Origin of the sequence: Acidovorax sp. LjRoot66 (assembly GCF_964253305.1) — a bacterium.
Taxonomy (GTDB): domain Bacteria; phylum Pseudomonadota; class Gammaproteobacteria; order Burkholderiales; family Burkholderiaceae_C; genus Acidovorax.
The window spans coordinates 1,896,899-1,917,941 of the sequence record NZ_CAXUQU020000001.1; the positions used below are offsets into that span (position 1 = coordinate 1,896,899).

Here is a 21,043-nt window from a genome sequence, read left to right on the forward strand (position 1 = left end):
GTGAAGGCGGTTTTTGCCCTCTACCGGCTTGTTTGACAAGCCCCTATTCTCACTGCATCGACTTCAACCCAAGGAAATGACATGAACATCGCATTGATTGGTGCCACCGGATTTGTCGGCTCGGCCGTGCTCGAAGAACTGCTGCGCCGCCAGCACCAGGTGACCGCCCTGGCCCGCAACCCCGGCAAACTGCCTGCGCGCGACGGCCTCACCGTGGTGCAGGCCGATGCCCAGGACGCCACGCAGGTCGCCAAGGCCGTGGCCGGCCACGACGCCGTGGTCAACGCCTACAACCCCGGCTGGACCGTGCCCGACATCCACGACCAGTTCCTCGTCGGCACGCGCGCCATCTATGCAGGCGTCAAGCAGGCCGGCGTCAAGCGCCTGCTGATGGTGGGCGGCGCGGGCAGCCTGTTCGTGGCACCCGGCGTGCAACTGGTGGATACGCCCAACTTTCCGGCCGAGTACAAGGCAGGCGCCCTGGCCGCGCGCGAGGCGCTGAATCTGATCCGCCATGAAACCACGCTGGACTGGACCTTCCTGTCGCCACCCATCCTGCTGGCTCCCGGCGAACGCACCGGCCAATACCGCCTGGGTACCGATGCGCCGCTGATGAACGGCGAAGCCCCCGGCGGCATCAGCGTGGCCGACATGGCCGTGGCCATCGTGGACGAACTGGAGAACCCGCGCCACGTGAAGCAGCGTTTCACCGTGGCCAGTTGATCCCGGCGAGGGACCGAATTGAAAAGCGCCGGCATCGCCGGGCGCTTTGCGTGGCGCACAGTGCATACACTCCCTGCTCCGCATTCCCCCTTCCTTTTGATGCAAGCCCTGTTGAACGCCATCGCCACGATGGCCCCCATGTCCACCGACGCCCTGCGCGTGTTCCATGGCCGCGGTGGCCTGTACCCGGGCTGCGAGCACTGGGTGCTGGACGTGTTTCCGCCCGTGTGGGTGCTCACCAGCTTCCAGCCCGTGGCCGAAGAGGAACTGGCCATCGTCGGTGCCGCCCTGTCCGCGCGCTGGGAGCAATTGCACCCCGGCGAGCCGTTGAACTGGGTCTTCCAGACCCGGCACGAAGGCCGCAGCGAAACCCGGCTGATGGCCGGCAGCGTGCCCGACCCGCATGTCGTCACCGAGCAGGGCGCCCGCTACCGCGTGCACGTGGCCCGGGGCCAGAACCACGGCCTGTTCCTCGACATGGCCGAGGGCCGTCGCTGGGTGCGCGACTATGCCGCTGCGCGCAGCGCCGACCGCTACGGCCTCAAGGTGCTCAACCTGTTCGCCTACACCTGCGCCTTCTCGGTGGTGGCCCTGCAGGCCGGCGCGAAACAGGTAGTCAACGTGGACATGGCCCAGGGCGCCATCGCCATCGGCCAGCAGAACCACCAGCTCAACGGCCTCACCACCGGCGCGAGCTTCCTCGCACACGACATCTTCTCCACCTGGGGCAAGATCACGCGCGGTGGCCCCTATGGCCTGGTCATCGTGGACCCGCCGAGCTTTCAGCGCGGCAGTTTTGTCGCCACCAAGGACTATGCGCGCCTGATGCGCCGCCTGCCGGACCTGTTGGCCCCAGGCGGCCATGCCCTGTTGTGCCTGAATGCGCCCGAATTGGACACGGCCTTTTTGCAGGACCAGATGCGCGAGATCGCGCCCGAGCTGGAATTTGTCGAACGCGTGGCCAATCCGGCGGTGTTCGCCGATGTGTCGCAGGAGCGCTCGCTCAAGGTGCTGGCGTACCGGCTGCCCGCACTGGAGCTGGTGTGACCCAGCCTACCGGCTGGCGCGTTGATGGCGCTCTTTGAGCTTCGCCACCTCCTTCACCTGCTGCCGGAAGGCCTCCACGGCCGCCTTCGATTCCGCGTCCCAGGTGTCGGTCTTCATGTGCTGCAGCACGGCCAGAAGCGCGTCGCTCAACTGCCCGATCTGGCGGCCGTAGCTGCCCACGTCCTCGATGATCTTCTGCTCCAGCGCCGGGTCCGAGGACTTGCCCATGTTGATGTTGATCAGGCCCACCTGGCCCATCGTCATCTTCGTCCAGTACTGGAAGGCCTGGTTCACGGGGCCCGACAAGGGCATGTAGAAATCGGGCATGGCGCATATCTCCAGGTGGGGTGGCTGTGGCGGGTGAAGCAATTGCAAGCCAAAAGCCGGCCTTTTTCCAGAAAATTCTGGCAATCCCCTGCCCGGAGCATGCGGCTGCCGGATCAGCCCGTGAGCCAGCGCAGCGGCGCCAGAACCGTCTGCGGAAACAGCACCATGATGAACATCACTGCGAACTGGGCTGCCATGAAGGGCAGCACGCCCCGGGTCACCTCGTCCATCTCCATGCGCCCCACCCCGGCCACCACGTTCAGGATGGTGCCCACCGGCGGGGTGACCAGGCCGATCGAATTGTTGATGATGAACAGCACGCCGAAGTAGACCGGGTCGATCCCGGCGGCCTTGACCACGGGCATCAGCACCGGGGTCAGGATCAGGATGGTGGGCGTCATGTCCATCGCGGTGCCCACCAGCATCACCAGCACCATGATCGCGATCAGCAGCAGCGTCTGGTTGCCCATCAAGGGCTTGAGCAGCTCGACCATCTGGGTCGGCAGGTTGGCCACCGTGATCAGCCACGACGACACCATGGCCGCGGCCACGAGGAACATCACCACGGCGGTGGTCTTGGCGGCGGTGGTGAAGATCGGCAGCAGCGCGGACAGCGGCAGCTCGCGGTAGATGACGCTGGCCACGAAAAGCGAGTAGACGGCCGCCACCACGGCGGCCTCGGTCGGCGTGAATACGCCCATGCGCAGGCCCACGAGGATGAACACCGGCAGTGTCAGGGCCCAGGCCGATTCGCGTGCCGCGCGCCAGATCTCGGCCGTGCTCTTTTTCTCGGGCAGGGCCAGCACCTCCTTGCGCCCCACCCACCACCAGGTGGCCGCCAGGCCCAGGCCGATCATGATGCCGGGAAAGATGCCGGCGATGAACAGCTTGCTGATGGAGACGTTGGCCGCCACGCCGAAGATCACGAAGCCGATGCTCGGCGGGATGATGGGCCCGATGACGCCCGAGGCCGCGATCAGCCCGCCCGACACCTCCTTCTTGTGGCCGGCCTTGATCATCATGGGCAGCAGCAGCGCCGTCAGTGCCGCAGCGTCGGCCACGGCCGAGCCCGACAGCGAGGACAGCAGGCATGCCGCCAGGATCACCACATAGCCCAGCCCCCCTTTGACATGCCCGACCAGCGCCAGCGCGAAGTTCACGATGCGCTGCGACAGGCCGCCCACGTTCATGATCTCGCCGGCCAGCATGAAGAAGGGCACGGCCAGCAGCGGAAAGCTGTCCGCGCCGTTGATGAAGTTCTGCGCCAGGATCTGGGAGTCGAACAGATCGAGGTGCCACATCAGGCCGACGCCTGAGGCCAGCAGCGCATAGGCGATGGGGATGCCCAGGGCCATGGCGCCGAGCAGGCCGCCGAGAAAAATCAGCACGGTCATGTTCTTGTCTCCGGTTTTGCGGGGGCGGCGTTTTCGCGTGCGAGTTCGGCCTGCAGGGCCTCCAGTTCAGCCTGCTCTTCGGACTCCTTGACCATCACCAGTTCGCCTTCGCTGAGCCTGCCGGTCAGCACGCGCAGAAACTGCAGCACCAGCAGGAAGCCTGCGCACACCGAGAACACCACGCCCGAGGCGTAGAAGAAGGCCATCGAGAACCCGGTGACCGGTGCCTCCACGTCCCAGTTGATCTTCATCTGCTTGTAGCTGCCTTCGAAGAACAGCCAGGTGATGTAGAGCATGAGCACCTGCCCAAGCACCATGCAGACCTTCTTGCCTTTCACGGGCAACCGGGACACCAGCATGTCCGTACCCAGATGGGCGTTCTCCTTGATGGCGGCCACCGCACCGAGGAAGGTGATCCAGATGAAAAGCCAGCGCGAAAGCTCTTCGCTGACCGTGATGCCGGAATTGAAGACGTAGCGCAGCACCACGTTGCCGAAGACCAGCACCACCATGGCGGCCAGCGCCAGCGCGATGAGCAGGTTGATGGCGCGGACGTAGCGGTCGATGAAAGTGTCGAGCATGTATTTGTTGCCTCTTGAATGGCTGAACGACCGCTTCTTCAGAGCACCGTGCCTTGCAGCAGGCCGCGCGCGGCCAGGTTGGTGATGAAGGCCCTGAGGCCGAAGCGCCAGGGGGGGGCCGTCTCGCTGTGGGTCACGGTGTTGTGCAGGGCGCCGAGCCAGGCGCTTTGGATGGTGACCACGTCGCCCAGCTTGTGGGTGAAGCCGCCACCGGGCTGGTCGCGGTCCTCGATGGGTGCGAACAGGGTGCCCAGGAACAGCATGAAACCATCGGGGTACTGGTGCGCGGCCAGGGTCTGGGCCACCAGGTCGACCGGGTCGCGGCTGATGCTGGCCATGGTGTTGATGCCGCGCAGCTCATAGCCGTCCGCGCCCGCCACGCGCAGGTGCACGGTTTCGCTGCGCACCTGGTCCAGGCCGAAGCGGGCATCGAACAGGCGGATGAAGGGGCCGATGGCGCAGGAGGCGTTGTTGTCCTTGGCCTTGCCCAGCAGCAGCGCGCTGCGGCCTTCGATGTCGCGCAGGTTGACGTCGTTGCCCAGGGTGGCGCCCACGATGTCGCCACGGCTGTTCACCGCCAGCACCACCTCGGGTTCGGGGTTGTTCCAGGCCGAGTCGGCGCGGATGCCGATGTCCTCGCCCGTGCCCACCGAGGCCAGCACGGGGGCCTTGGTGAACACCTCGGCATCGGGGCCGATGCCCACTTCGAGGTACTGGGACCACAGGCCCTTGTGCTGCAGCAGCGCCTTCAAGGCCATGGCCTGGTCCGAGCCCGGCCGGATGTCGGCCAGGCTGTCGCCGATGAGGCCAATCACCTGGCTGCGCAGGCCCTGGGCGCGGCTGGCGTCGCCCCGCGCCTGCTCTTCGATCACCCGCTCGATCAGGCTGGCCGCAAAGGTCACGCCGGCCGCCTTCACCACCTGCAGGTCGCAGGGCGCCAGCAGCCAGGGGCGTGCCGTGTCGCGCATGCCGGGCTGGCTGTTGGCCAGCAGTTCCAGCACGCTGCACAGGTACCGGCCCGAGGCCGCCTGCGCCGCCTCGGCGGGCCGGGGCGTGTCCAGCAGGGTGCTCATGGTGGGGTAGTGCTGGCTCAGGTCATAGACGCCATCGGCGCGCAGCGCCACCACGGCGGGCCCGGGCGGGCTGCCATCGACCCAGGCGCGGCCCACCAGGGTGCCGGCCAGGCCGTCGTCGGGCAGGATATGGGCGTGCGTCGCCGCACCGGCCACGGCGGCCGCTGTAGTTTCACTCATCGAGAATTCCTTGGAAGGTCGAAATCGGTGCTGCGCCACCCTGGGGCGGGCGCAGCTATGCAGGGCTCCTGCGGATTTGCATACAGCCGTATAACTAGGCGGGAAGCCGCAGACAGTGCTTTGGCACGGCAAGGCTTTCCAACGACGTTAGTCGGTTGAAGGCAAATCCGTGTCAGTGGTTGTGGCGCGGTGTCGTTTCTGAGATGCGGCGGTAATCGAGGGCAAAGTCCAGCGTGGCGCCGTCGACCAGCTGCCCGGTCTTCTCGCGGTACAGCGCCTCCCAGGGCGACTGGCTTTTGGGCACCGGGGGCGCTGGCAGTTCGCGGCGGCGGCGTGCGATCTCTTCGGGCGCCACCAGCGCATCGCAGCGGCCGGCCGTGAGGTCGATGCGGATGGTGTCGCCGCTGTGCAGCCAGCACAGGCCGCCGCCCACCGCGCTCTCGGGCGAGGCGTTGAGGATCGAGGGGCTGTCGGCCGTGCCGGACTGGCGGCCGTCCCCCAGGGTGGGCAAGGTGGTGATGCCGCGCCGGATCAGGGCGTCGGGCGGCTGCATGTTGACCACCTCGGCCGAGCCCGGCCAGCCGATGGGGCCGGCACCGCGCATGACCAGGATGCAGCCTTCGTCGATGCCCAGCGCCGGGTCGTTGATGCGCGCGTGGTAGTCGTCGGCCCCGTCGAACACGACGGCGCGGGCCTCGAAGATGCCCTCTTCGCCGGGCCGGCTCAGGTAACGCTGGCGAAAGGCTTCGGAAATCACCGAGGTCTTCATGATCCCGAAGTCGAACAGATTGCCCTGGAGCACCAGGAAGCCGGCCTTGTGCATCAAGGGCGCCGCGAAGGGGAAGATCACTTCGCGGTCGCGGGTCTCGCGGCCCTGCAGGTTGTCGGCCACGGGCTTGCCGGTCACGCTCAGGCAGTCGCCCCGCAGCCGCCCGGCCTGCTGCAGCTCCCACATCAGGGCTGGAACACCCCCGGCGCGGAAAAAACGCTCGCCCAGAAACTTGCCTGCCGGCTGCATGTTGAGCAGCAGCGGCAGGTCGTAGGCGTGGGTGTTCCAGTCCTCCGGCCGCAGGTTGACGCCGGCATGCCGCGCCATGGCCATGATGTGCACCTGCGCATTGCTGGAGCCGCCTGCCACGCTGACCACCGACAGCGCGTTGAGAAAGCTCTCACGGCTCAGGATGCGCGAGGGCCGCAGGTCCTCGAAGGCCATCTCGACAATGCGCCGCCCGGTCTCGTACGCCATCTGGCCGCGTTCGCGGTACGGCGCCGGTATGGCGGCACACCCCGGCAGCGACAGGCCCAGCGCCTCGGCCACCGCGTTCATGGTGGAGGCCGTGCCCATGGTGTTGCAGTGGCCGGCCGACGGGGCGCTGCTGCAGGCGCGCTGCAGAAATTCCTCTTCGCCGATTTCGCCCGCAGCCAGCTGGCGCCGGCTGCGCCAGATCACGGTGCCCGAGCCCACCAGTTCGCCGTCGTGCCAGCCGTCAAGCATGGGGCCACCCGAGAGCACGATGGCCGGTATGTCCACGGTGGAAGCCGCCATGATGCCGGCCGGCGTGGTCTTGTCGCAGCCCGTGGTCAGCACCACGGCGTCGATGGGGTAGCCGTACAGGATCTCCACCAGGCCCAGGTAGGCCAGGTTGCGGTCCAGTGCGGCCGTGGGGCGGCGGCAGTTCTCGAAGATCGGATGCACCGGGAACTCCATCGGAATGCCGCCGGCATCGCGGATGCCATCGCGCACGCGCCGCGCCAGCTCGACGTGGATGCGGTTGCAGGGCGACAGATCGCTGCCCGTCTGCGCAATGCCGATGATGGGCCGGCCCGAGCGCAGCTCGTCGGGTGTGAGCCCGTAGTTCATGAAGCGTTCGAGGTAGAGCGCGGTCATGTCCGAGCGCTCGGGGTCGGCGAACCACTCGCGCGAGCGAAACGGGCGGCGGGGTGTCTTGTCCATGGCGTGGCTTCTGAAAAAGGGGGAGAAGGGCTGTCGCGCTGGCGCGGGGCGGTGCCCGCGCTGGCCGCGATCACTTGGCGGTGCCGCGCACCTTGGCCAGTTCGGCGTTCAGCTCGCCCGTCGTCTCTTCCCCGAATTCCTTGCCGTACTTGGCCAGCACCGGCTGCAGCTTGGCGCGCATCCTGGCTTGCTCGGCCGGCGACAGTTCGGTCACCTGCATGCCCGCCTTCTTGAGCTCGCCCAGGGCCGTCTCGCTGAAGGCGCGGATGGTCTTGCGCTCGAACAGCGTGGCCTCGCGCGCCGCCTCCTGTACGATCTTCTGCTCCTGGGCCGAGAGGCCATCCCAGGCCTTCTTGGACATCAGCAGCACCCAGGCGCTGTACATGTGGCGCGACAGCACCAGGTGCTTTTGCACCTCGTAGAACTTGCTCGACAGGATGGTGGCGGGCGGGTTCTCCTGACCATCTACGGCGGCCTGCTCCATCGCCGAATACAGCTCGGTGAAGGGCATGGGCGTGGCGTTGGCCCCGAGGGCGTTGAAGGTGTCCAGGAACAGGGGGCTCTGGATCACGCGCAGCTTCAGGCCGGCCAGGTCATCGGCCTTGGTGATCGGGCGGCGCGAATTGGTGACATGGCGAAACCCGTTCTCCCAGAAGCCCAGGCCCACCAGGCCTTTTTCAGGCAGCTTGGCCAGCAGCTTCTGGCCGAAGGGGCCATCGAGCACAGCATCGGCTTCCTGCTCGGTGTTGAAGGTCAGGGGCAGGTTCAGCACGCCGAAGGGCTTGATCAGCGACATCAGGGTCGAGCTGTCGGGAATCGTCATCTCCAGGGTGCCGCCGCGCAGCGCCGAGGTCATGGTCACGTCGTTGCCCAGCGACCCGCTCGCATACAGCTTGGCCACCAGCTTGCCGCCACTCTTGGCTGAGAGCTGCTCGGCAAAGTGCTTGACGGCCAGCGCCTGCGGATGGTCATCGTTGAGGCCGATGCCCACCTTGAACACGTGTTCCTTGATCTGTGCAGAAACCGGAGCGGCCACGGCGGCCAGGATCGTGGCCGCCAGGGCCAAGGCTTTGAACTTCATGAATGTCTCCAAATATGGAATGGCTGGACACGGTGGGCTGCCCCATCGGCGCCATCAGGTCTCTGACGGACCCTCCTGAACGCAAGGCAGAGATTAGGTTTTGGGCCTTGCCGGGTCCACTCACTTTTTTGCTAGCATCCATTCCAAATGCTTATGACTTCAGGCCCGTTTCCGGGCAAGCCCCTGTCCATGGCCCAGGCCTGCGCGAGGCTGCGTTTCCGGCACCTGCAGTTTCTGGACATCCTGGGCCAGACGCGCAACCTGCGCCTGACGGCCGAGCAGATGCACATCACCCAGCCGGCGGCCACCAAGATCCTGATGGACATCGAGGAGATCCTCGAATCGCGCCTGTTCGAGCGCCTCTCGCGCGGCATGCGGCCCAACGAACTGGGTCTGTTCACCTTGCGCTATGCCGCCTCCTCGCTGGCCGGGCACCGCAAATTCGTGGAAGAGTTCAATGCGCTCAAGCAAGGCGGGCATGGCCACCTCACCATAGGCGCCATCACAGGGTCGGCTGCGCATGTGCTGATCACCTCGGTGGCCGAGATACAGCGCCTGCGCCCGTTGCTGGTGCTCAAGGTGCTGGAGCAGAGCAGTGACCAGCTCGTCGCCTGGCTGGCGGAGCGCAAGATCGACCTCATGATCGGGCGCTTCACCGACGACGCGCAGCGAACACAGTTCCAGTACGAGCGCCTGTCCAGCGAGCCGCTGCAGGTGGTGGCGGGCGTGCACCATCCGCTGCGCGGCGTTCGCGACCTGGGCATGGCGGAGCTGTCCCACTGGCCCTGGATCCTGTACCCCGCCTCGACGGCCTTGCGCAAGGTGTCCGACGACATCTTCGGGCGCAACGGGCTGGCACTCGCTTCGGGCGTGGTCGAGACCCCTTCCTTCCTTTTCGCGCTGGAGATGATGCAGGCGACCGACATGCTTTCGTTGCAGCCCTCGGCGCTGGTGGAGCGCTACATCCACAAGGGGCTGCTGGCCCGCATTCCGGTGGAGCTGCCTGACCGCATGCCGGACTACGGCCTCATCACGCGGCTGGGCGAGTCGCCCCCGCCGGCCGCGCAGGCGTTCATCGATGTCCTGCGCGCGGTGGCGGCCCCGTCCATCGACGCCGCGCCGTGATCCGGCTGCAGCCGCCCCTCCTTCTTCGATAACAACGCTTATTGGAAAATGGAGGCAATTCCTTCGCCGATAGCCCCGCATGACGAGGGTGCCGGCCGCAGGCCGTTATGCTCTGCGCCCTTTCTTCTCTCTCTGAATCCCTGCGGGACCCCCATGCCAGATCACCAGGACATCCCCGAACCCATCAACGAACCCCGCCTGTGGAGCGACGAGCGCTGGATGGCGCGCGTCATCAAGAACGAGGACGACGATGGCTGGGCCGTGTCCATGACCCTGCACGGCGAGGCCGAACCCGCGCTGGTGGGCCCCTGGACCATGGGGCGCGACAAGAAGAACCCCAAGCCGCTCGACGTCTCGGCCTTCAACACCCTGGTGAAGACCGCCAGCGAGGTGCTGCGCCGGCATGAGCAGCAATTGCACGCGCAGCTCAACAAGAACCTGGCCATCACCACCGCCCAGGGCCAGCGCCTGCGCGTGGCGCTGGCCATCGTGCCCGACGAGGAGGGCGCCACGGCCACGCTGAGCGCGCAGGACGAGCTGGGCGAAGAGCTTGCGCGCGTGCCCGTGTCGCCGGGCTTCAAGCTCACCGTGGCCAGCGCCACGGCCTGGGTTGAGGGCGGGTTCGAAAAGCCGCGCTGACAGCGCGCTGGTCTTGCAGGCGACTGCAAGAGTGCGGGTTTTTCCCTAGAATGGCGGCGCCGGGCAGAAAAGCTTTCCGTCCGGCAGCGTTCTCAGGGCGGGGTGCAATTCCCCACCGGCGGTATCTGTGCAGTCTTGGGCTATCCAGGGCCGCACAGGAGCCCGCGAGCGCCCGTTGCAACTGGCCGGTGCATCTTCGGGTGCACGCCAGGCGCAGCGGGGTCAGCAGATCTGGTGCGATGCCAGAGCCGACGGTCACAGTCCGGATGAAAGAGATCGCGAAGCCATGGGCCCCTGCCGCAGGTGTGGGCGCCCGCGTTGGCCAGTTGCCGCTGGGCGCGGCCGGTTTTCGGACCGGCACCGCCGTGCGGCTTGCCCGCGCGTGCGCCACGCCGTGTGCAGACGCCTTGTTCGCGCGCGCCCTGATTCTGGTAATCCTTTTCTTCGATCCGAGAAAATCCATGAATCAGCCTTTTCCTTCCCGAGCCGTCACCGCCATGGGCGACAACGGCGCAGCGCGCAGCGAGCGCGTGGCGCTGATCTGCGCCAGCTGGCACCGGGACATTGTCCACCAGGCCCGCGATGCGGCCGTGGCGGAATTCACTCGCAGCGGACTGCCCGCTGGCCAGGTCGAGCATTTCGACGTACCGGGTGCGTTCGAGATCCCGCTTTTGGCCAAGAAGCTCGCGCAAAGCGGGCGCTACGACGCCATCGTCGCCTGCGCGCTCGTGGTCAACGGCGGCATCTACCGCCACGAGTTCGTGACCACGGCCGTCATCGACGGCCTGATGCGCGTGCAGCTCGATACCGAGGTGCCCGTGATGAGCGCCGTGCTCACCCCGCGCGACTTCCATGAGCACGAAGATCACCTGCGCTTCTTCCGCGAACACTTCGTGAAGAAGGGCACGGAAGTGGCCCGGGCCTGCCTGGCCACCATGGCCCACCTGCGTGCGCTGGAGCCAGCCCACGGGGACTAAGGCTCCGCAGGCCCTGGCCGCTTGCGGCGCGGCCTGAAGAGAATCAGCCCGCCGCCAGCCGGGGCACCTGGTGCAGGGGCACCCCGGGTGGGTTGCCGCACTGGGTTTTACCGGCACCCGGGCGCAGCCGGAACACGGCGACGGCCTGCACCAGTTGCTGCGCCTGCACCTTGAGGCTGTCGGCCGCGGCCGCGCTTTCCTCCACCAGCGCCGCGTTCTGCTGCGTGGCCTGGTCCATCTGCGTGATGGCCTCGCCCACCTGGGACACCCCCAGGCTCTGCTCGCTGCTGGCCGCGCTGATCTCGCCGACGATGTCGGTCACGCGCCGGATCGAGGCCACCACCTCGGTCATGGTCGCCCCGGCCTTGTCGACCAGCGTGGTGCCCTGCTCGACGCGCTCCACGCTGGCGTGGATCAGGCTCTTGATCTCCTTGGCCGCCTCGGCACTGCGGCCGGCCAGGCTGCGCACCTCGCTGGCCACCACGGCAAAACCCCGGCCCTGTTCGCCTGCGCGGGCGGCTTCCACCGCTGCATTGAGCGCCAGGATGTTGGTCTGGAAGGCAATGCCATCGATGACGCTGATGATGTCGGCGATCTTCTTGCTGCTGTCGTTGATGCCCTTCATGGTCTTCACCACTTCGGAGACCACATCACCGCCTTGCACCGCGACGGTGGATGCATTGAGCGCCAGTTGGTTGGCCTGGCGGGCGTTGTCCGCATTGGCCTGCACGGTGGAGTTGAGCTCCTCCATCGAGGCCGAGGTTTCTTCGAGCGCGCTGGCCTGCTGCTCCGTGCGGGCCGACAGGTCGTTGTTGCCCTGCGCGATCTCGGCACTGGCCAGGGCCACGCTGTCGGCATTGGTGCGCACATTGCTCACCACGTTCGACAGGCTGTCCTGCATGGCGAGCAAGGCGTTGAGCAGTTGCGCAATCTCGTCCTTGCCGCGCACCTCGGTGGCCACCGTCAGGTCGCCACTGGCCACGGCCTGCGATACCCGCACGGCATTGCCCAGCGGCTGCGTCACCGTGCGGCTGAAGGCGACGGCGCCGCCGATGCCCAGGGCGCACACCACCAGCATCACGGCCAGGCTGATGGTGGTGGCGCGCTGTGCCGTGGCAGCGGCGCGGTCGGCCACTTCGCTGCTGGCCTTGCCGATCAGCTCGCCGGCCTGGTCGAGCAACTGGGAGGGTTCACGGTCCATGCCCTGCACGGCCTTGTCGCCCGCCTCCACATCCTGGCCGGCCGCCTTGAAGGCCTCGAAGCCCTTGCGGTAGGCCGCGCCCATGCGTTCGTGGGCCTGCGCAAATTTCGCCACATGCTCGCGCCCCTCGCCTGGTGGCAGGGCGGCCAGCAGCTTCTGGGCCTGGTCGCTGACGGACTTTTCCTGCTTTTCGAACGCAGCCCAGTAGCGCGTGAGCTGGGCTGGGTCCTTGCCGCGGATCAGCACGTTCTTCCATTCCTGCACCTGCACCTTGAAGCCATTGAGCACGTCCGACGCCATGCGCTCGTGCAGAAAACTCTGCGCCACGGTGGTCTGGTAGGTGTCCAGCGCCTGATTCAGTCGGCTGATGCCGAACAGGGCTGCCGCAAACAGCAGCAACAGCGACGCGGTAAAGGCCAGGGGGAGCTTGAGGCTGAGCTTCATGACGGGACTCCTTGGATTCCACAGATCACTGCAGCCATGGCAGTCGGCGTGCCAAGGCATTCCACTGCATTATGGGCTGTTGTAAATGTTTGTGTCCGGCTTTTTTGTAGCCCGGTCGGAGGGGCAAACCCCTCCAGGCAAAGAAAAAGGCCTGGCGTATACGGCCAGGCCTCGGGGAGGGTCGTGCCCCTGTGCTACAGAACGCCAGCGGCCCGCAGTTGCGCGATGCGCGCCGCGTCCAGCCCCAGCTCGGCCAGCACCTCGTCGGTGTGCTGCCCCAGCGCCGGCGGCGCATTGCGCAGCGTGGGTGGGTTGGCCGACAGGCGCAGCGGGCTGGCCACGCCGGTGATGTGGGCCACACCGTCGCCGGCCTCGCCGTCCTTCCAGCGCGGCAGGGCCACAGCCAGGCCGCGCGCCTTCACCTGGGCGTCGTCAAAGGCCTGGGCGATGGTGTTGATCGGGCCGCAGGGCACGGCCTTGTCTTCGAGCAGGGTGATCCAGTCGGCCGTGGTGCGCGTGCGTGTGAGCGCCTCCATGGCCGGGATCAGCTCGGCGCGGTGCTTCACGCGCAGGGTGTTGGTGGCAAAGCGCTCGTCGCTGGCCCATTGGGGCTGGCCGGCGGCGGCGCAAAAGCGCGCAAACTGGCCGTCGTTGCCGATGGCCAGCAGCATCGCGCCGTCCTGTGTGGGGAAGTCCTGGTAGGGCGCCAGGCTCGGGTGGCTGTTGCCCTGGCGTGTGGGCGCATTGCCCGTGGCCAGAAAGCCCGCGGCCTGGTTGGCCAAAATGGCCATGCCCACGTCCAGCAGCGACATGTCGATGTGCTGGCCCTCGTCGGTGCGCTGGCGCACGTTGAGCGCGGCGACGATGGCTGTGCTGGCGTACACGCCGGTGAACAGGTCGGTCAGCGCCACGCCCACGCGCAGCGGGCCGCCGCCGGGCTCGGCGTCGCCCCGGCCGGTGATGCTCATCATGCCGGTCATGGCCTGGATCATGAGGTCGTAGCCCGCGCGCTCGGCATACGGCCCGTCCTGCCCGAAGCCGGTGACCGAGCAGTAGATGAGGCGCGGGTTCAGCGCGCGCAGGCTAGCGTGGTCCAGGCCGTACTGTTTAAGGCCCCCGACCTTGAAGTTCTCCACCACGATGTCGCTTTGCAGCGCCATGTCGCGGATCAGTTGCTGCCCCTCGGGCGTGGCCATGTCGATGGTGACCGAGCGCTTGTTGCGGTTGCAGGCCGTGAAGTAGCTGGCCTGGTTGGTGTCGTTGCCCTCGGCGTCTTTCAGAAAGGGAGGGCCCCAGTGGCGCGTGTCGTCGCCCGCGCCGGGGCGCTCCACCTTCACCACATCGGCCCCCAGGTCCGCCAGGATCTGCGTGCACCACGGGCCCGCCAACACGCGCGAGAGGTCCAGGACTTTGATGCCATCGAGGGCGCCGACAGAAGGTGTGGTCATAGGATCAGGAACTGCAAATCATGAAAGGACAGACGGCCGCCGCACCATGCAAGGGGCAGCGGCCGCAAAAAGGGCAGGGCGCGCTGGCGCGCCCTTGTTGGGCTTAGTTGCTGAAGGCAGCAATACCCGTTTGCGCGCGGCCCAGGATCAAGGCGTGCACATCGTGCGTGCCTTCATAGGTGTTCACCACCTCCAGGTTCACCAGGTGGCGGGCCACGCCGAACTCGTCGCTGATGCCGTTGCCGCCCATCATGTCGCGGGCCAGTCGGGCGATGTCCAGCGCCTTGCCGCAGCTGTTGCGCTTGATCAGGGAGGTGGCTTCCACCGCAGCGGTGCCTTCGTCCTTCATGCGGCCCAGGCGCAGGCAGGCCTGCAGGCCGATGGCGATCTCGGTCTGCATGTCGGCCAGCTTCTTCTGGATCAGCTGGTTGGCGGCCAGGGGGCGGCCAAACTGCTTGCGGTCCAGCGTGTACTGGCGCGAGGTGTGCCAGCAGAACTCGGCCGCGCCCAGCGCGCCCCAGGCAATACCGTAGCGCGCGCTGTTCAGGCAGGTGAAGGGGCCCTTCAAGCCCTGCACTTCGGGGAAGGCGTTTTCTTCAGGCACGAACACATCGTCCATCACGATCTCGCCCGTCACGCTGGCGCGCAGGCCCACCTTGCCGTGGATGGCCGGGGCCGTCAGGCCCTTCATGCCCTTTTCCAGCACAAAGCCGCGGATGGGGCCCACGGCGCCGCCTTCGGAAACTTCCTTGGCCCAGACCACGAACACGTCGGCCACGGGGCTGTTGGTGATCCACATCTTGCTGCCCTTGAGCTTGTAGCCGCCCTCCACCTTGTAGGCGCGCGTGGCCATGCTGCCGGGGTCCGAGCCGTGGTCGGGCTCGGTCAGGCCGAAGCAGCCGATCCACTCGCCGCTGGCCAGCTTGGGCAAATACTTCTGGCGCTGGGCTTCGGTGCCGAATTCATAGATCGGCACCATCACCAGCGAGCTCTGCACGCTGGCCATCGAGCGGTAGCCCGAATCCACGCGCTCCACCTCGCGGGCGATCAGGCCGTAGGCCACGTAGTTCAGGCCCGGGCCGCCGTATTGCTCGGGGATGGTGGGGCCCAAGAGGCCCACTTCGCCCATCTCGCGGAAGATGGTGGTGTCCATCTTCTCGTGGCGGAAGGCGTCGAGCACGCGCGGTGCCAGCTTGTCCTGGCAGTAGGCCGCAGCCGCGTCGCGCACCATGCGCTCGTCATCGCTCAGTTGCTGGTCGAGAAGAAAAGGGTCGTCCCAATGGAAGGCGGCGTTTTTGGCCATGGTGCGTGTCTCCGTGAAGATGCAGATGAAAGAGGAGGCACGGTACGGGGCCGTGCTGCGAATGGGTGCCATCGTAGGCCTGTCGCTGCCTGCCAGCAAGCGAGTTCTTTTCATCCAGAAATGCGTTTTTGGAATGTATGGAATACTGGTAGCTCAATTTGAGCTGCTAATTTGCGGGTTCAAAGTGTTTCCAAGTTCCTGTTCAGCATGCGCCGCAATATTCCCTCTACCCAGGCACTGGCCTGTTTCGAAGTCGCCGCCCGGCACGAGAGCTACACCCGCGCCGCGCAGGAGCTGTCGCTCACCCAAAGCGCCGTGTCGCGCCAGATCCAGGCGCTCGAAGAGTTTCTGGGCGTGGCGCTGTTCCGGCGCACGCGCCATGGCGTGGTGCTCACGCCCGCTGGGGCGCACTATGGCCGCCAGGTCGCGCGCTGGCTGCAGGGGCTCGAGCGCGACACGCTCGACGTGATGGCCCACCAGGGCCAGGGCGGCACCTTGTCGCTGGCGGCCGTGCCCACCTTTGCCACCCGCTGGCTGATACCGCGCCTGCCGCTGCTGGCGCAGCAGCACCCCGACATCGTGGTGCATATCGAGACGCAGACCCGGCCCTTTCTGTTTGCCGACGCCCCGTTCGACGCCGCCCTGTACGCCGGCACGGCCGAGCAGGTGGCCAACTGGCCTGGTATCACCGCGCAGTTGCTCATGACCGAGGACGTGGTGCCCGTGTGCAGCCCACGCCTGCTCGAAGCCGCCGCCCAGCGCGGCCTGGGCCGCGCTTACCAGCCGGTGGCCCCTGCGGTGCTGACCGAGCTGCCGCTGCTGCAGCAAAGCACGCGCCCCTACGGCTGGCGCCAATGGTTCGAGGCCATGGGCGTGGATGCGCCGCATGCGCTCGACGGCCCGCGCTACGAGCTGTTCTCCATGCTCGCCGTGGCCGCCACCTGCGGCCTGGGCGTGGCGCTGATCCCGCCCCTGCTCATCGAAGCCGAGCTGGCGCGCGGCGAACTGGTGGTGGCCTGCAACCAGCCGCTGCAGGGCGAGCGCGGCTACTACCTGGTGAGCCCCGCACATGTGCAGTCGCCGGTGCTGGCGGCGTTTTCGCAATGGCTCCAGGAGGCCGCTCGGGGCAGTGCCTGAGCAAGGGGCTCCCCCGCTTGCGCCCCGTAGCGGACAGGTCTACGCTGGTGGCGCGGGCAATGGTGGGGTGAGGGCCGCGTCCTCCCTGGTCCTACAGCCCGAGTGGAAAGATGGACGGAACGTATGCGGTGCGCGTGGGTCACACCGGGTGTAGGGCCTTTGGGGCAACGCCCCGGGCCATGCAGGCACCTCATACCTTCACTATTTCATCAAGGAGCCGTCATGACATTGAACGCGAACTACAACCCCGTCTACCATGCCCCCCATTTCGAGCCCACGGTGGACGAAATCGCCACCCTCAAGCACCTGGAGATGGAGAACATCAGCGTCACCTCGGCGCTGAAGGAGCATATGTCCGGGCGTTTGTACGAGCACGGCTTCATCACCAAGAACGCATCGGGCCAACTGGCCATCACCGACACCGGCCGCCACCTGGTGCGCAGGCAGAACAACTGACCCACACGGCGCTCGCGGCCTGCCGGTTTGGGCAGGCCCTGCGCGCTGCGCCTACACACCGGGGCTGCAGGTCATCGCACAATGGCAGGTACAAGGAGGCCATGATGCAAGACCCGCAGGAAGAGAACGTTTTCGGTGAGTACGACGGATCGACCTACTCGGCCACGCTGCGCGAGCAGGCGGGCCGGTACTACTGCAGCAACCTGGTGGTGGACGGCCACAACACGCTGGTCACCAACGACGGCTGGGCCAGCCGCGAAGAGGCCATGCAGGCGCTGGACGAGATTGCGTCGGGGGCTCGCAAGCCTTAGGGCCTGTTCACACTAATTTCGGGGTCGCGAAGGCCCTTGCCGGCCTGACAGTCTAGGCGCGTGACGCAGCGTGTGCATTTGCACACGCAAGGAGCGCAACAACGAGTGGCGCGCCGGCAAGGGCCTTCCCTTCGGGTTGGCCGGCCTGGGGGCCGTCTGCGGCGTTGCCCGCGCTTGCAAGGTGCACACCTTGCTGCACGCGGGCGCTTTGCATCCAGCCCCCAGGCCGCGCAACGCGATCCCCGAAATTAGTGTGAACAGGCCCTAGCCCGTCCGCCCCTCAGGGTCGGTTGCAGGGCCCGTGGGCGCAAGGCGCCACACCCCGGTGTGGTGCCTTGGTTCGTCTCCGTTACTTGTCCATTTCTTTGAAGACCTCCGCCGCCACGCGGAAGGAGTCGATCGCTGCGGGCACGCCGCAGTAGATCGCGGTTTGCAGGAACACTTCCTTCACCTCGTCACGCGTCAGCCCGTTGTTGATCGCCCCACGCACATGCAGCTTGAGTTCGTGCGGGCGGTTCAACGCCGTGAGCATGGCCAGATTCAGGAACGAGCGCGTATTGCGGTCCAGCCCGGGCCGGTTCCACACATCGCCCCAGCAGTACTGGGTCACCATCTCCTGCATGTCGATGTTGAAGTCCGTCGCATTCTGGATCGCGGCGTCGACGTAGGCGGCACCCAGTACCTCGCGGCGGGTGGACAAGCCCTGGTCGAACAGGGCGGGGTTCTTGGGGGCGAGGGCTCGGGTCATGAAAACTCCTGGAGGGCAAAGGAATGAAAAAACAGCGCAAACCTGCGCCGCAATTTAAAGACAATAAGATTGTCTGACAATCTTATGATAAAGCTGTACCAGAAGGCAAGAATCGTATGTTGTCGGACAATCTGTTTGCAGGAAGATCCGCTAGGATGCCGCAATGACCGCCATGCTCCCTGTGCCCCGTGAAGAAACCTCGCTGCGCGAGCGCGCCACCAGCGCGCTGCGCCAGGCCATCCTCGACGGGGTCTTTTCGCCCGGCCAGAAGCTCTCGGAGCGGGAACTGTGCGAAAGCCTGGAGGTCAGCCGCTCCTGCGTGCGCGAATCACTGCAGCACCTGCAGGCCGAAGGGCTGATCACCATCGTCCCGCACCGCGGGCCCGAAGTGAGCACCATCTCACCCAGTGAGGTGCGCGACATCTACGAAGTGCGCGCCCACCTCGAAAGCCTGGCCGCCAGGGGATTCGCGCTCAAAGCCCCGCCCGAGCAGGTGCGCGCCCTGCGCGCCAAGCTCAACGAACTGGCCAAACCCGCCCTGGCGCAGGACCGGGCCCGGCTGCTCCAGGCCAAGAACCAGTTCTACGAAATCCTCGTCGACGGCTGCGGCAACCTCGTCGCCGGCCAGATGCTGCGCCAGCTCAACAACCGCGTGACGGTGCTGCGCCGCATCTCCATGGCCCAGCCCGAGCGATTGCCTCATACGCTGCAGGAGTTGAACGCCATCGTGTCCGCCATCGAGCGCGGCGATGGTGAGGCGGCGGCCAAGCTGTCGGCCGCGCACGTGCAAAAGGCGGGGGAGAACGTGCTCCGCAGCATGGAGCACAAGCCGTAGCGGGGCAGGGGTTGGCTTATTCCTTGATGAACCGCAGCAGCAGTGCACTGGTCGCAGGGGCGATCACCAGCTCGCCCTCGATGAAGCCGTACAGCCGCCCCTCTGGGCCTGCGGAATAAAGCTCATTGCCATCGATGCGGTAAAGCAGATGCTCGCCATCGCGCACGAACTCGTCGCCATCGACTACGCCCACGTGTTTCCCGGACGCGTCGGTCACATTCCATCGGCCTGTTTCGAACATTGAAGGACCTCCCGGTTGTCGGTCTCGCGGCCCCACCGCAGCAGTCAAGCCAAGAAGGTGGAGGTCTCAGGCACCCACCTAGCGTGGAAGGGCGCAAAACCTCCGCCAAAACCAGAGCAAAAAAATCCATGGCACTCGTGCACAAATCCAACCAGCACACTTTGCGGGGGGCGCTGGCAATCTGTTGCGTATTGTGGGCTGTTTCCCTTCGCCATGGAAGAGGGCCAATGCGAAGCAGGCCTCGGTGCCAAGCCAGGATGTGTGCGGACGTACTGCGGTAGTTCCATGGCGGCGTTTGGACACGCAGGCTTTCGGGTGTGGTGGCGTCTGGTTCCATCTCTCCACGGAACGGCGCTATCGCACGCCTAAACAGGAGGCCGTCTCCGGCACTCCCTCGGACCTGCCTTTCAGCTGCCTTGTTGCCGGGATTATTTCGCGGCAGAACAAACCGGTTGGGCCACGGAAGGCTCGACCGCCAGCCCGGTCTTGCTCGCACGATCTTCGCGCACCAGCTCCACGCCGCACCGGCCATCGCCGCTCAAGGCGCTGTTCATGAAGTACATTTGGCCGAGCTTGGGTTCAAAGCTGAGGAACGGCCGGCAGTAGTGAACGACCTGATAGCCGTCAGAGACCAGATGGGCGCCCACTGTGACACGGCTGGCAGCGGGGATGCTGACGGCGTTGTCTATGCCTTTGGCCGGGGGGGCGAAATAGTACTTGCCATCCTTGCACAGTTGGGGCCGGCCGAAGCCCACTGTGCGCACAGTGACCATTGGCTCGTCAGGCTGTGGAACATAGGTTGTGACACAGCCTTGCAAAATTGCGGCAACCGCTGCGATCACGGCGACCTTGCCCAAGGGCTTGCTGTTCATCGCTGCCCTCCCGCCGGATAGGCGCTCGGTTGAACCAGGGGGCCCAACTCAGCCAAGACGGCGCTCGCTTCACGTGCGCCGGCACTCGGCGCGTCTTGCAGCGCAATAAACGCAAACGCAATTGGTTTGCCGCCGAGGGTTCCCACCCGGGGCTTTTCGGACGGCAGATTCCGGGCTGCGGCTTGCAGGCTATCGTAAAGCGTGAAGTACGGTTTCCTGGCTTCGCGCGCCATCTCCGCGCAACGGTACAGCGCGAACGTCTGAACTCGGTCCGCAGTGATATAGCCGTTCCCAAAAAAATTGACTTTGACCAATCGGTCGTTGACCGGCTCCTGAGAAAAGCCGCCTGTCAATCCTGAGCTTGAGTACGGTGTCGCGCACCCGCCCAATCCGATACACGCGGCCAGCGTGGCAGCGCAAATCCTGTTCATACGAAATCCCTCCCTTTTTGTGGGACCGAGTATAGGTACGACAGATTGCAAGAAACTCCTTGCTGCCGCCCCTGACTCATTCAGGCAACACCAGAGGCTCACTGCGCTCTGGAAGCTGCCGGGAGCGAAGCTTCCCCACTCCAAAAGAGAGGTGTGTGGGCTGTGTACCGCTGCCGACGGCGGCTAGCACGACCGATACCCCAGGACGGTGGAAGTGGACACCCAGCGCTGCAGCGTGGTGCGAATCGAGTACCACCTGAGGATCCACAAGCGTGGAAAAACGCGGCATCGCTACTGGAATGCAGTGCGTGCGGGCAGGGTGAGTGGGGAGTCTTTGGAAGGAGTTTGAAGCGCGGGATGCGCCAAAGCCCGCGCCTATTCCATCAAAAACCACAGCAAAGAAAGCCATGGTGCCCGGGGCCGGAATCGAACCGGCACGCCTTGCGGCGGGGGATTTTGAGTCCCCTGCGTCTACCAATTTCACCACCCGGGCAGGGAATTCGTGAAGACTCAAA

The 21,043-nt window shown here is 66.0% G+C and carries 22 protein-coding genes, 1 tRNA gene and 1 riboswitch; of the genes, 9 read left to right on the forward strand and 14 right to left on the reverse strand.

Annotated features, from left to right (window positions below; all coding sequences use genetic code 11):
• Window positions 1-81 precede the first annotated feature (81 nt).
• Together ACSQ3Y_RS08845 and ACSQ3Y_RS08850 are read left to right on the forward strand one after the other, a co-directional pair.
• The gene (locus ACSQ3Y_RS08845; RefSeq protein ID WP_436177019.1) at window positions 82-723 is read left to right on the forward strand and encodes an NAD(P)-dependent oxidoreductase; all 642 of its coding nucleotides are present in this window, start codon (window positions 82-84) and stop codon (window positions 721-723) included.
• A gap of 99 nt (window positions 724-822) precedes the next feature.
• A complete protein-coding gene (locus ACSQ3Y_RS08850; RefSeq protein WP_436177020.1) occupies window positions 823-1,770 on the forward strand; it encodes a class I SAM-dependent methyltransferase in 948 nt (315 codons plus the stop codon).
• Between the two features lie 6 nt (window positions 1,771-1,776).
• Here ACSQ3Y_RS08850 and ACSQ3Y_RS08855 read toward each other — a convergent pair whose 3' ends face one another.
• The 6 genes from ACSQ3Y_RS08855 to ACSQ3Y_RS08880 form a co-directional block, all read right to left on the reverse strand.
• Window positions 1,777-2,097 (reverse strand): hypothetical protein, encoded by a 321-nt coding sequence (locus ACSQ3Y_RS08855; RefSeq protein WP_428002185.1) that lies wholly within the window; start codon window positions 2,095-2,097, stop codon window positions 1,777-1,779.
• Window positions 2,098-2,210: 113 nt separating this feature from the next.
• Complete coding sequence (locus ACSQ3Y_RS08860) at window positions 2,211-3,491, reverse strand: TRAP transporter large permease subunit (RefSeq protein ID WP_436177021.1); 1,281 nt, start codon at window positions 3,489-3,491, stop codon at window positions 2,211-2,213.
• Window positions 3,488-4,072 carry a TRAP transporter small permease gene (locus tag ACSQ3Y_RS08865; protein WP_057201313.1) on the reverse strand — a complete coding sequence of 195 codons (585 nt, stop codon included), beginning with the start codon at window positions 4,070-4,072 and terminating at the stop codon, window positions 3,488-3,490. Before ACSQ3Y_RS08865 ends, ACSQ3Y_RS08860 begins: the two co-directional genes overlap by 4 nt.
• 38 nt (window positions 4,073-4,110) lie before the next feature.
• A complete protein-coding gene (locus ACSQ3Y_RS08870) occupies window positions 4,111-5,325 on the reverse strand; it encodes a fumarylacetoacetate hydrolase family protein (protein ID WP_057201312.1) in 1,215 nt (404 codons plus the stop codon).
• Between the two features lie 172 nt (window positions 5,326-5,497).
• A complete protein-coding gene (locus ACSQ3Y_RS08875; protein ID WP_436177022.1) occupies window positions 5,498-7,279 on the reverse strand; it encodes an IlvD/Edd family dehydratase in 1,782 nt (593 codons plus the stop codon).
• A gap of 70 nt (window positions 7,280-7,349) precedes the next feature.
• Window positions 7,350-8,360, reverse strand: a complete 1,011-nt coding sequence (locus ACSQ3Y_RS08880; RefSeq protein WP_057201310.1) for a TRAP transporter substrate-binding protein — start codon at window positions 8,358-8,360, stop codon at window positions 7,350-7,352.
• A 147-nt stretch (window positions 8,361-8,507) separates the two neighbouring features.
• On the opposite strand from ACSQ3Y_RS08880, the gene ACSQ3Y_RS08885 reads away from it, so the two are divergent.
• From ACSQ3Y_RS08885 to ACSQ3Y_RS08895, 3 genes are all read left to right on the forward strand, one after another.
• Entirely contained in the window at window positions 8,508-9,485 is a 978-nt protein-coding gene (locus ACSQ3Y_RS08885) for a LysR family transcriptional regulator (protein ID WP_436177023.1), read from the forward strand.
• A gap of 153 nt (window positions 9,486-9,638) precedes the next feature.
• On the forward strand, window positions 9,639-10,124 hold the full coding sequence (locus ACSQ3Y_RS08890) for a hypothetical protein (RefSeq protein WP_436177024.1): 486 nt from the start codon (window positions 9,639-9,641) through the stop codon (window positions 10,122-10,124).
• Between the two features lie 84 nt (window positions 10,125-10,208).
• Window positions 10,209-10,406: riboswitch (FMN riboswitch) on the forward strand.
• Window positions 10,407-10,585: 179 nt separating this feature from the next.
• A complete protein-coding gene (locus ACSQ3Y_RS08895) occupies window positions 10,586-11,101 on the forward strand; it encodes a 6,7-dimethyl-8-ribityllumazine synthase (RefSeq protein ID WP_436177025.1) in 516 nt (171 codons plus the stop codon).
• A 43-nt stretch (window positions 11,102-11,144) separates the two neighbouring features.
• On the opposite strand, the gene ACSQ3Y_RS08900 is transcribed toward ACSQ3Y_RS08895, so the two are convergent.
• The 3 genes from ACSQ3Y_RS08900 to ACSQ3Y_RS08910 all read right to left on the reverse strand — a co-directional run bounded on the left by ACSQ3Y_RS08900 (window position 11,145) and on the right by ACSQ3Y_RS08910 (window position 15,497).
• Window positions 11,145-12,746 carry a methyl-accepting chemotaxis protein gene (locus ACSQ3Y_RS08900; RefSeq protein WP_436177026.1) on the reverse strand — a complete coding sequence of 534 codons (1,602 nt, stop codon included), beginning with the start codon at window positions 12,744-12,746 and terminating at the stop codon, window positions 11,145-11,147.
• A gap of 194 nt (window positions 12,747-12,940) precedes the next feature.
• Complete coding sequence (locus ACSQ3Y_RS08905; RefSeq protein WP_436177027.1) at window positions 12,941-14,194, reverse strand: CaiB/BaiF CoA transferase family protein; 1,254 nt, start codon at window positions 14,192-14,194, stop codon at window positions 12,941-12,943.
• A gap of 103 nt (window positions 14,195-14,297) precedes the next feature.
• Entirely contained in the window at window positions 14,298-15,497 is a 1,200-nt protein-coding gene (locus ACSQ3Y_RS08910) for an acyl-CoA dehydrogenase (protein WP_436177028.1), read from the reverse strand.
• 207 nt (window positions 15,498-15,704) lie between these two features.
• On the opposite strand from ACSQ3Y_RS08910, the gene ACSQ3Y_RS08915 reads away from it, so the two are divergent.
• From ACSQ3Y_RS08915 to ACSQ3Y_RS08925, 3 genes are all read left to right on the forward strand, one after another.
• On the forward strand, window positions 15,705-16,634 hold the full coding sequence (locus tag ACSQ3Y_RS08915; RefSeq protein ID WP_428002182.1) for a LysR family transcriptional regulator: 930 nt from the start codon (window positions 15,705-15,707) through the stop codon (window positions 16,632-16,634).
• 222 nt (window positions 16,635-16,856) lie between these two features.
• The gene (locus ACSQ3Y_RS08920; protein ID WP_179683890.1) at window positions 16,857-17,090 is read left to right on the forward strand and encodes a hypothetical protein; all 234 of its coding nucleotides are present in this window, start codon (window positions 16,857-16,859) and stop codon (window positions 17,088-17,090) included.
• A gap of 104 nt (window positions 17,091-17,194) precedes the next feature.
• Window positions 17,195-17,401, forward strand: coding sequence for a hypothetical protein (locus tag ACSQ3Y_RS08925; protein WP_157412419.1), 207 nt, complete (start codon window positions 17,195-17,197; stop codon window positions 17,399-17,401).
• 349 nt (window positions 17,402-17,750) lie between these two features.
• On the opposite strand, the gene pcaC is transcribed toward ACSQ3Y_RS08925, so the two are convergent.
• Complete coding sequence (gene pcaC / locus ACSQ3Y_RS08930; RefSeq protein WP_436177029.1) at window positions 17,751-18,149, reverse strand: 4-carboxymuconolactone decarboxylase; 399 nt, start codon at window positions 18,147-18,149, stop codon at window positions 17,751-17,753.
• Between the two features lie 163 nt (window positions 18,150-18,312).
• Here pcaC and ACSQ3Y_RS08935 point away from each other — a divergent pair, with 163 nt between their 5' ends.
• Window positions 18,313-18,984: a GntR family transcriptional regulator gene (locus ACSQ3Y_RS08935; protein WP_428002181.1), complete on the forward strand. Its 672-nt coding sequence runs from the start codon at window positions 18,313-18,315 to the stop codon at window positions 18,982-18,984.
• Window positions 18,985-19,000: 16 nt separating this feature from the next.
• Here ACSQ3Y_RS08935 and ACSQ3Y_RS08940 read toward each other — a convergent pair whose 3' ends face one another.
• The 4 genes from ACSQ3Y_RS08940 to ACSQ3Y_RS08955 all read right to left on the reverse strand — a co-directional run bounded on the left by ACSQ3Y_RS08940 (window position 19,001) and on the right by ACSQ3Y_RS08955 (window position 21,021).
• Window positions 19,001-19,225: a hypothetical protein gene (locus ACSQ3Y_RS08940; protein ID WP_428002180.1), complete on the reverse strand. Its 225-nt coding sequence runs from the start codon at window positions 19,223-19,225 to the stop codon at window positions 19,001-19,003.
• Between the two features lie 428 nt (window positions 19,226-19,653).
• On the reverse strand, window positions 19,654-20,097 hold the full coding sequence (locus tag ACSQ3Y_RS08945) for a hypothetical protein (protein WP_428002179.1): 444 nt from the start codon (window positions 20,095-20,097) through the stop codon (window positions 19,654-19,656).
• Window positions 20,094-20,528, reverse strand: a complete 435-nt coding sequence (locus ACSQ3Y_RS08950; protein ID WP_428002178.1) for a CC0125/CC1285 family lipoprotein — start codon at window positions 20,526-20,528, stop codon at window positions 20,094-20,096. The genes ACSQ3Y_RS08945 and ACSQ3Y_RS08950 overlap by 4 nt, the downstream gene beginning before the upstream one ends.
• Before the next feature lie 408 nt (window positions 20,529-20,936).
• A tRNA-Leu gene (locus tag ACSQ3Y_RS08955) sits at window positions 20,937-21,021 on the reverse strand.
• Window positions 21,022-21,043 lie beyond the last annotated feature (22 nt).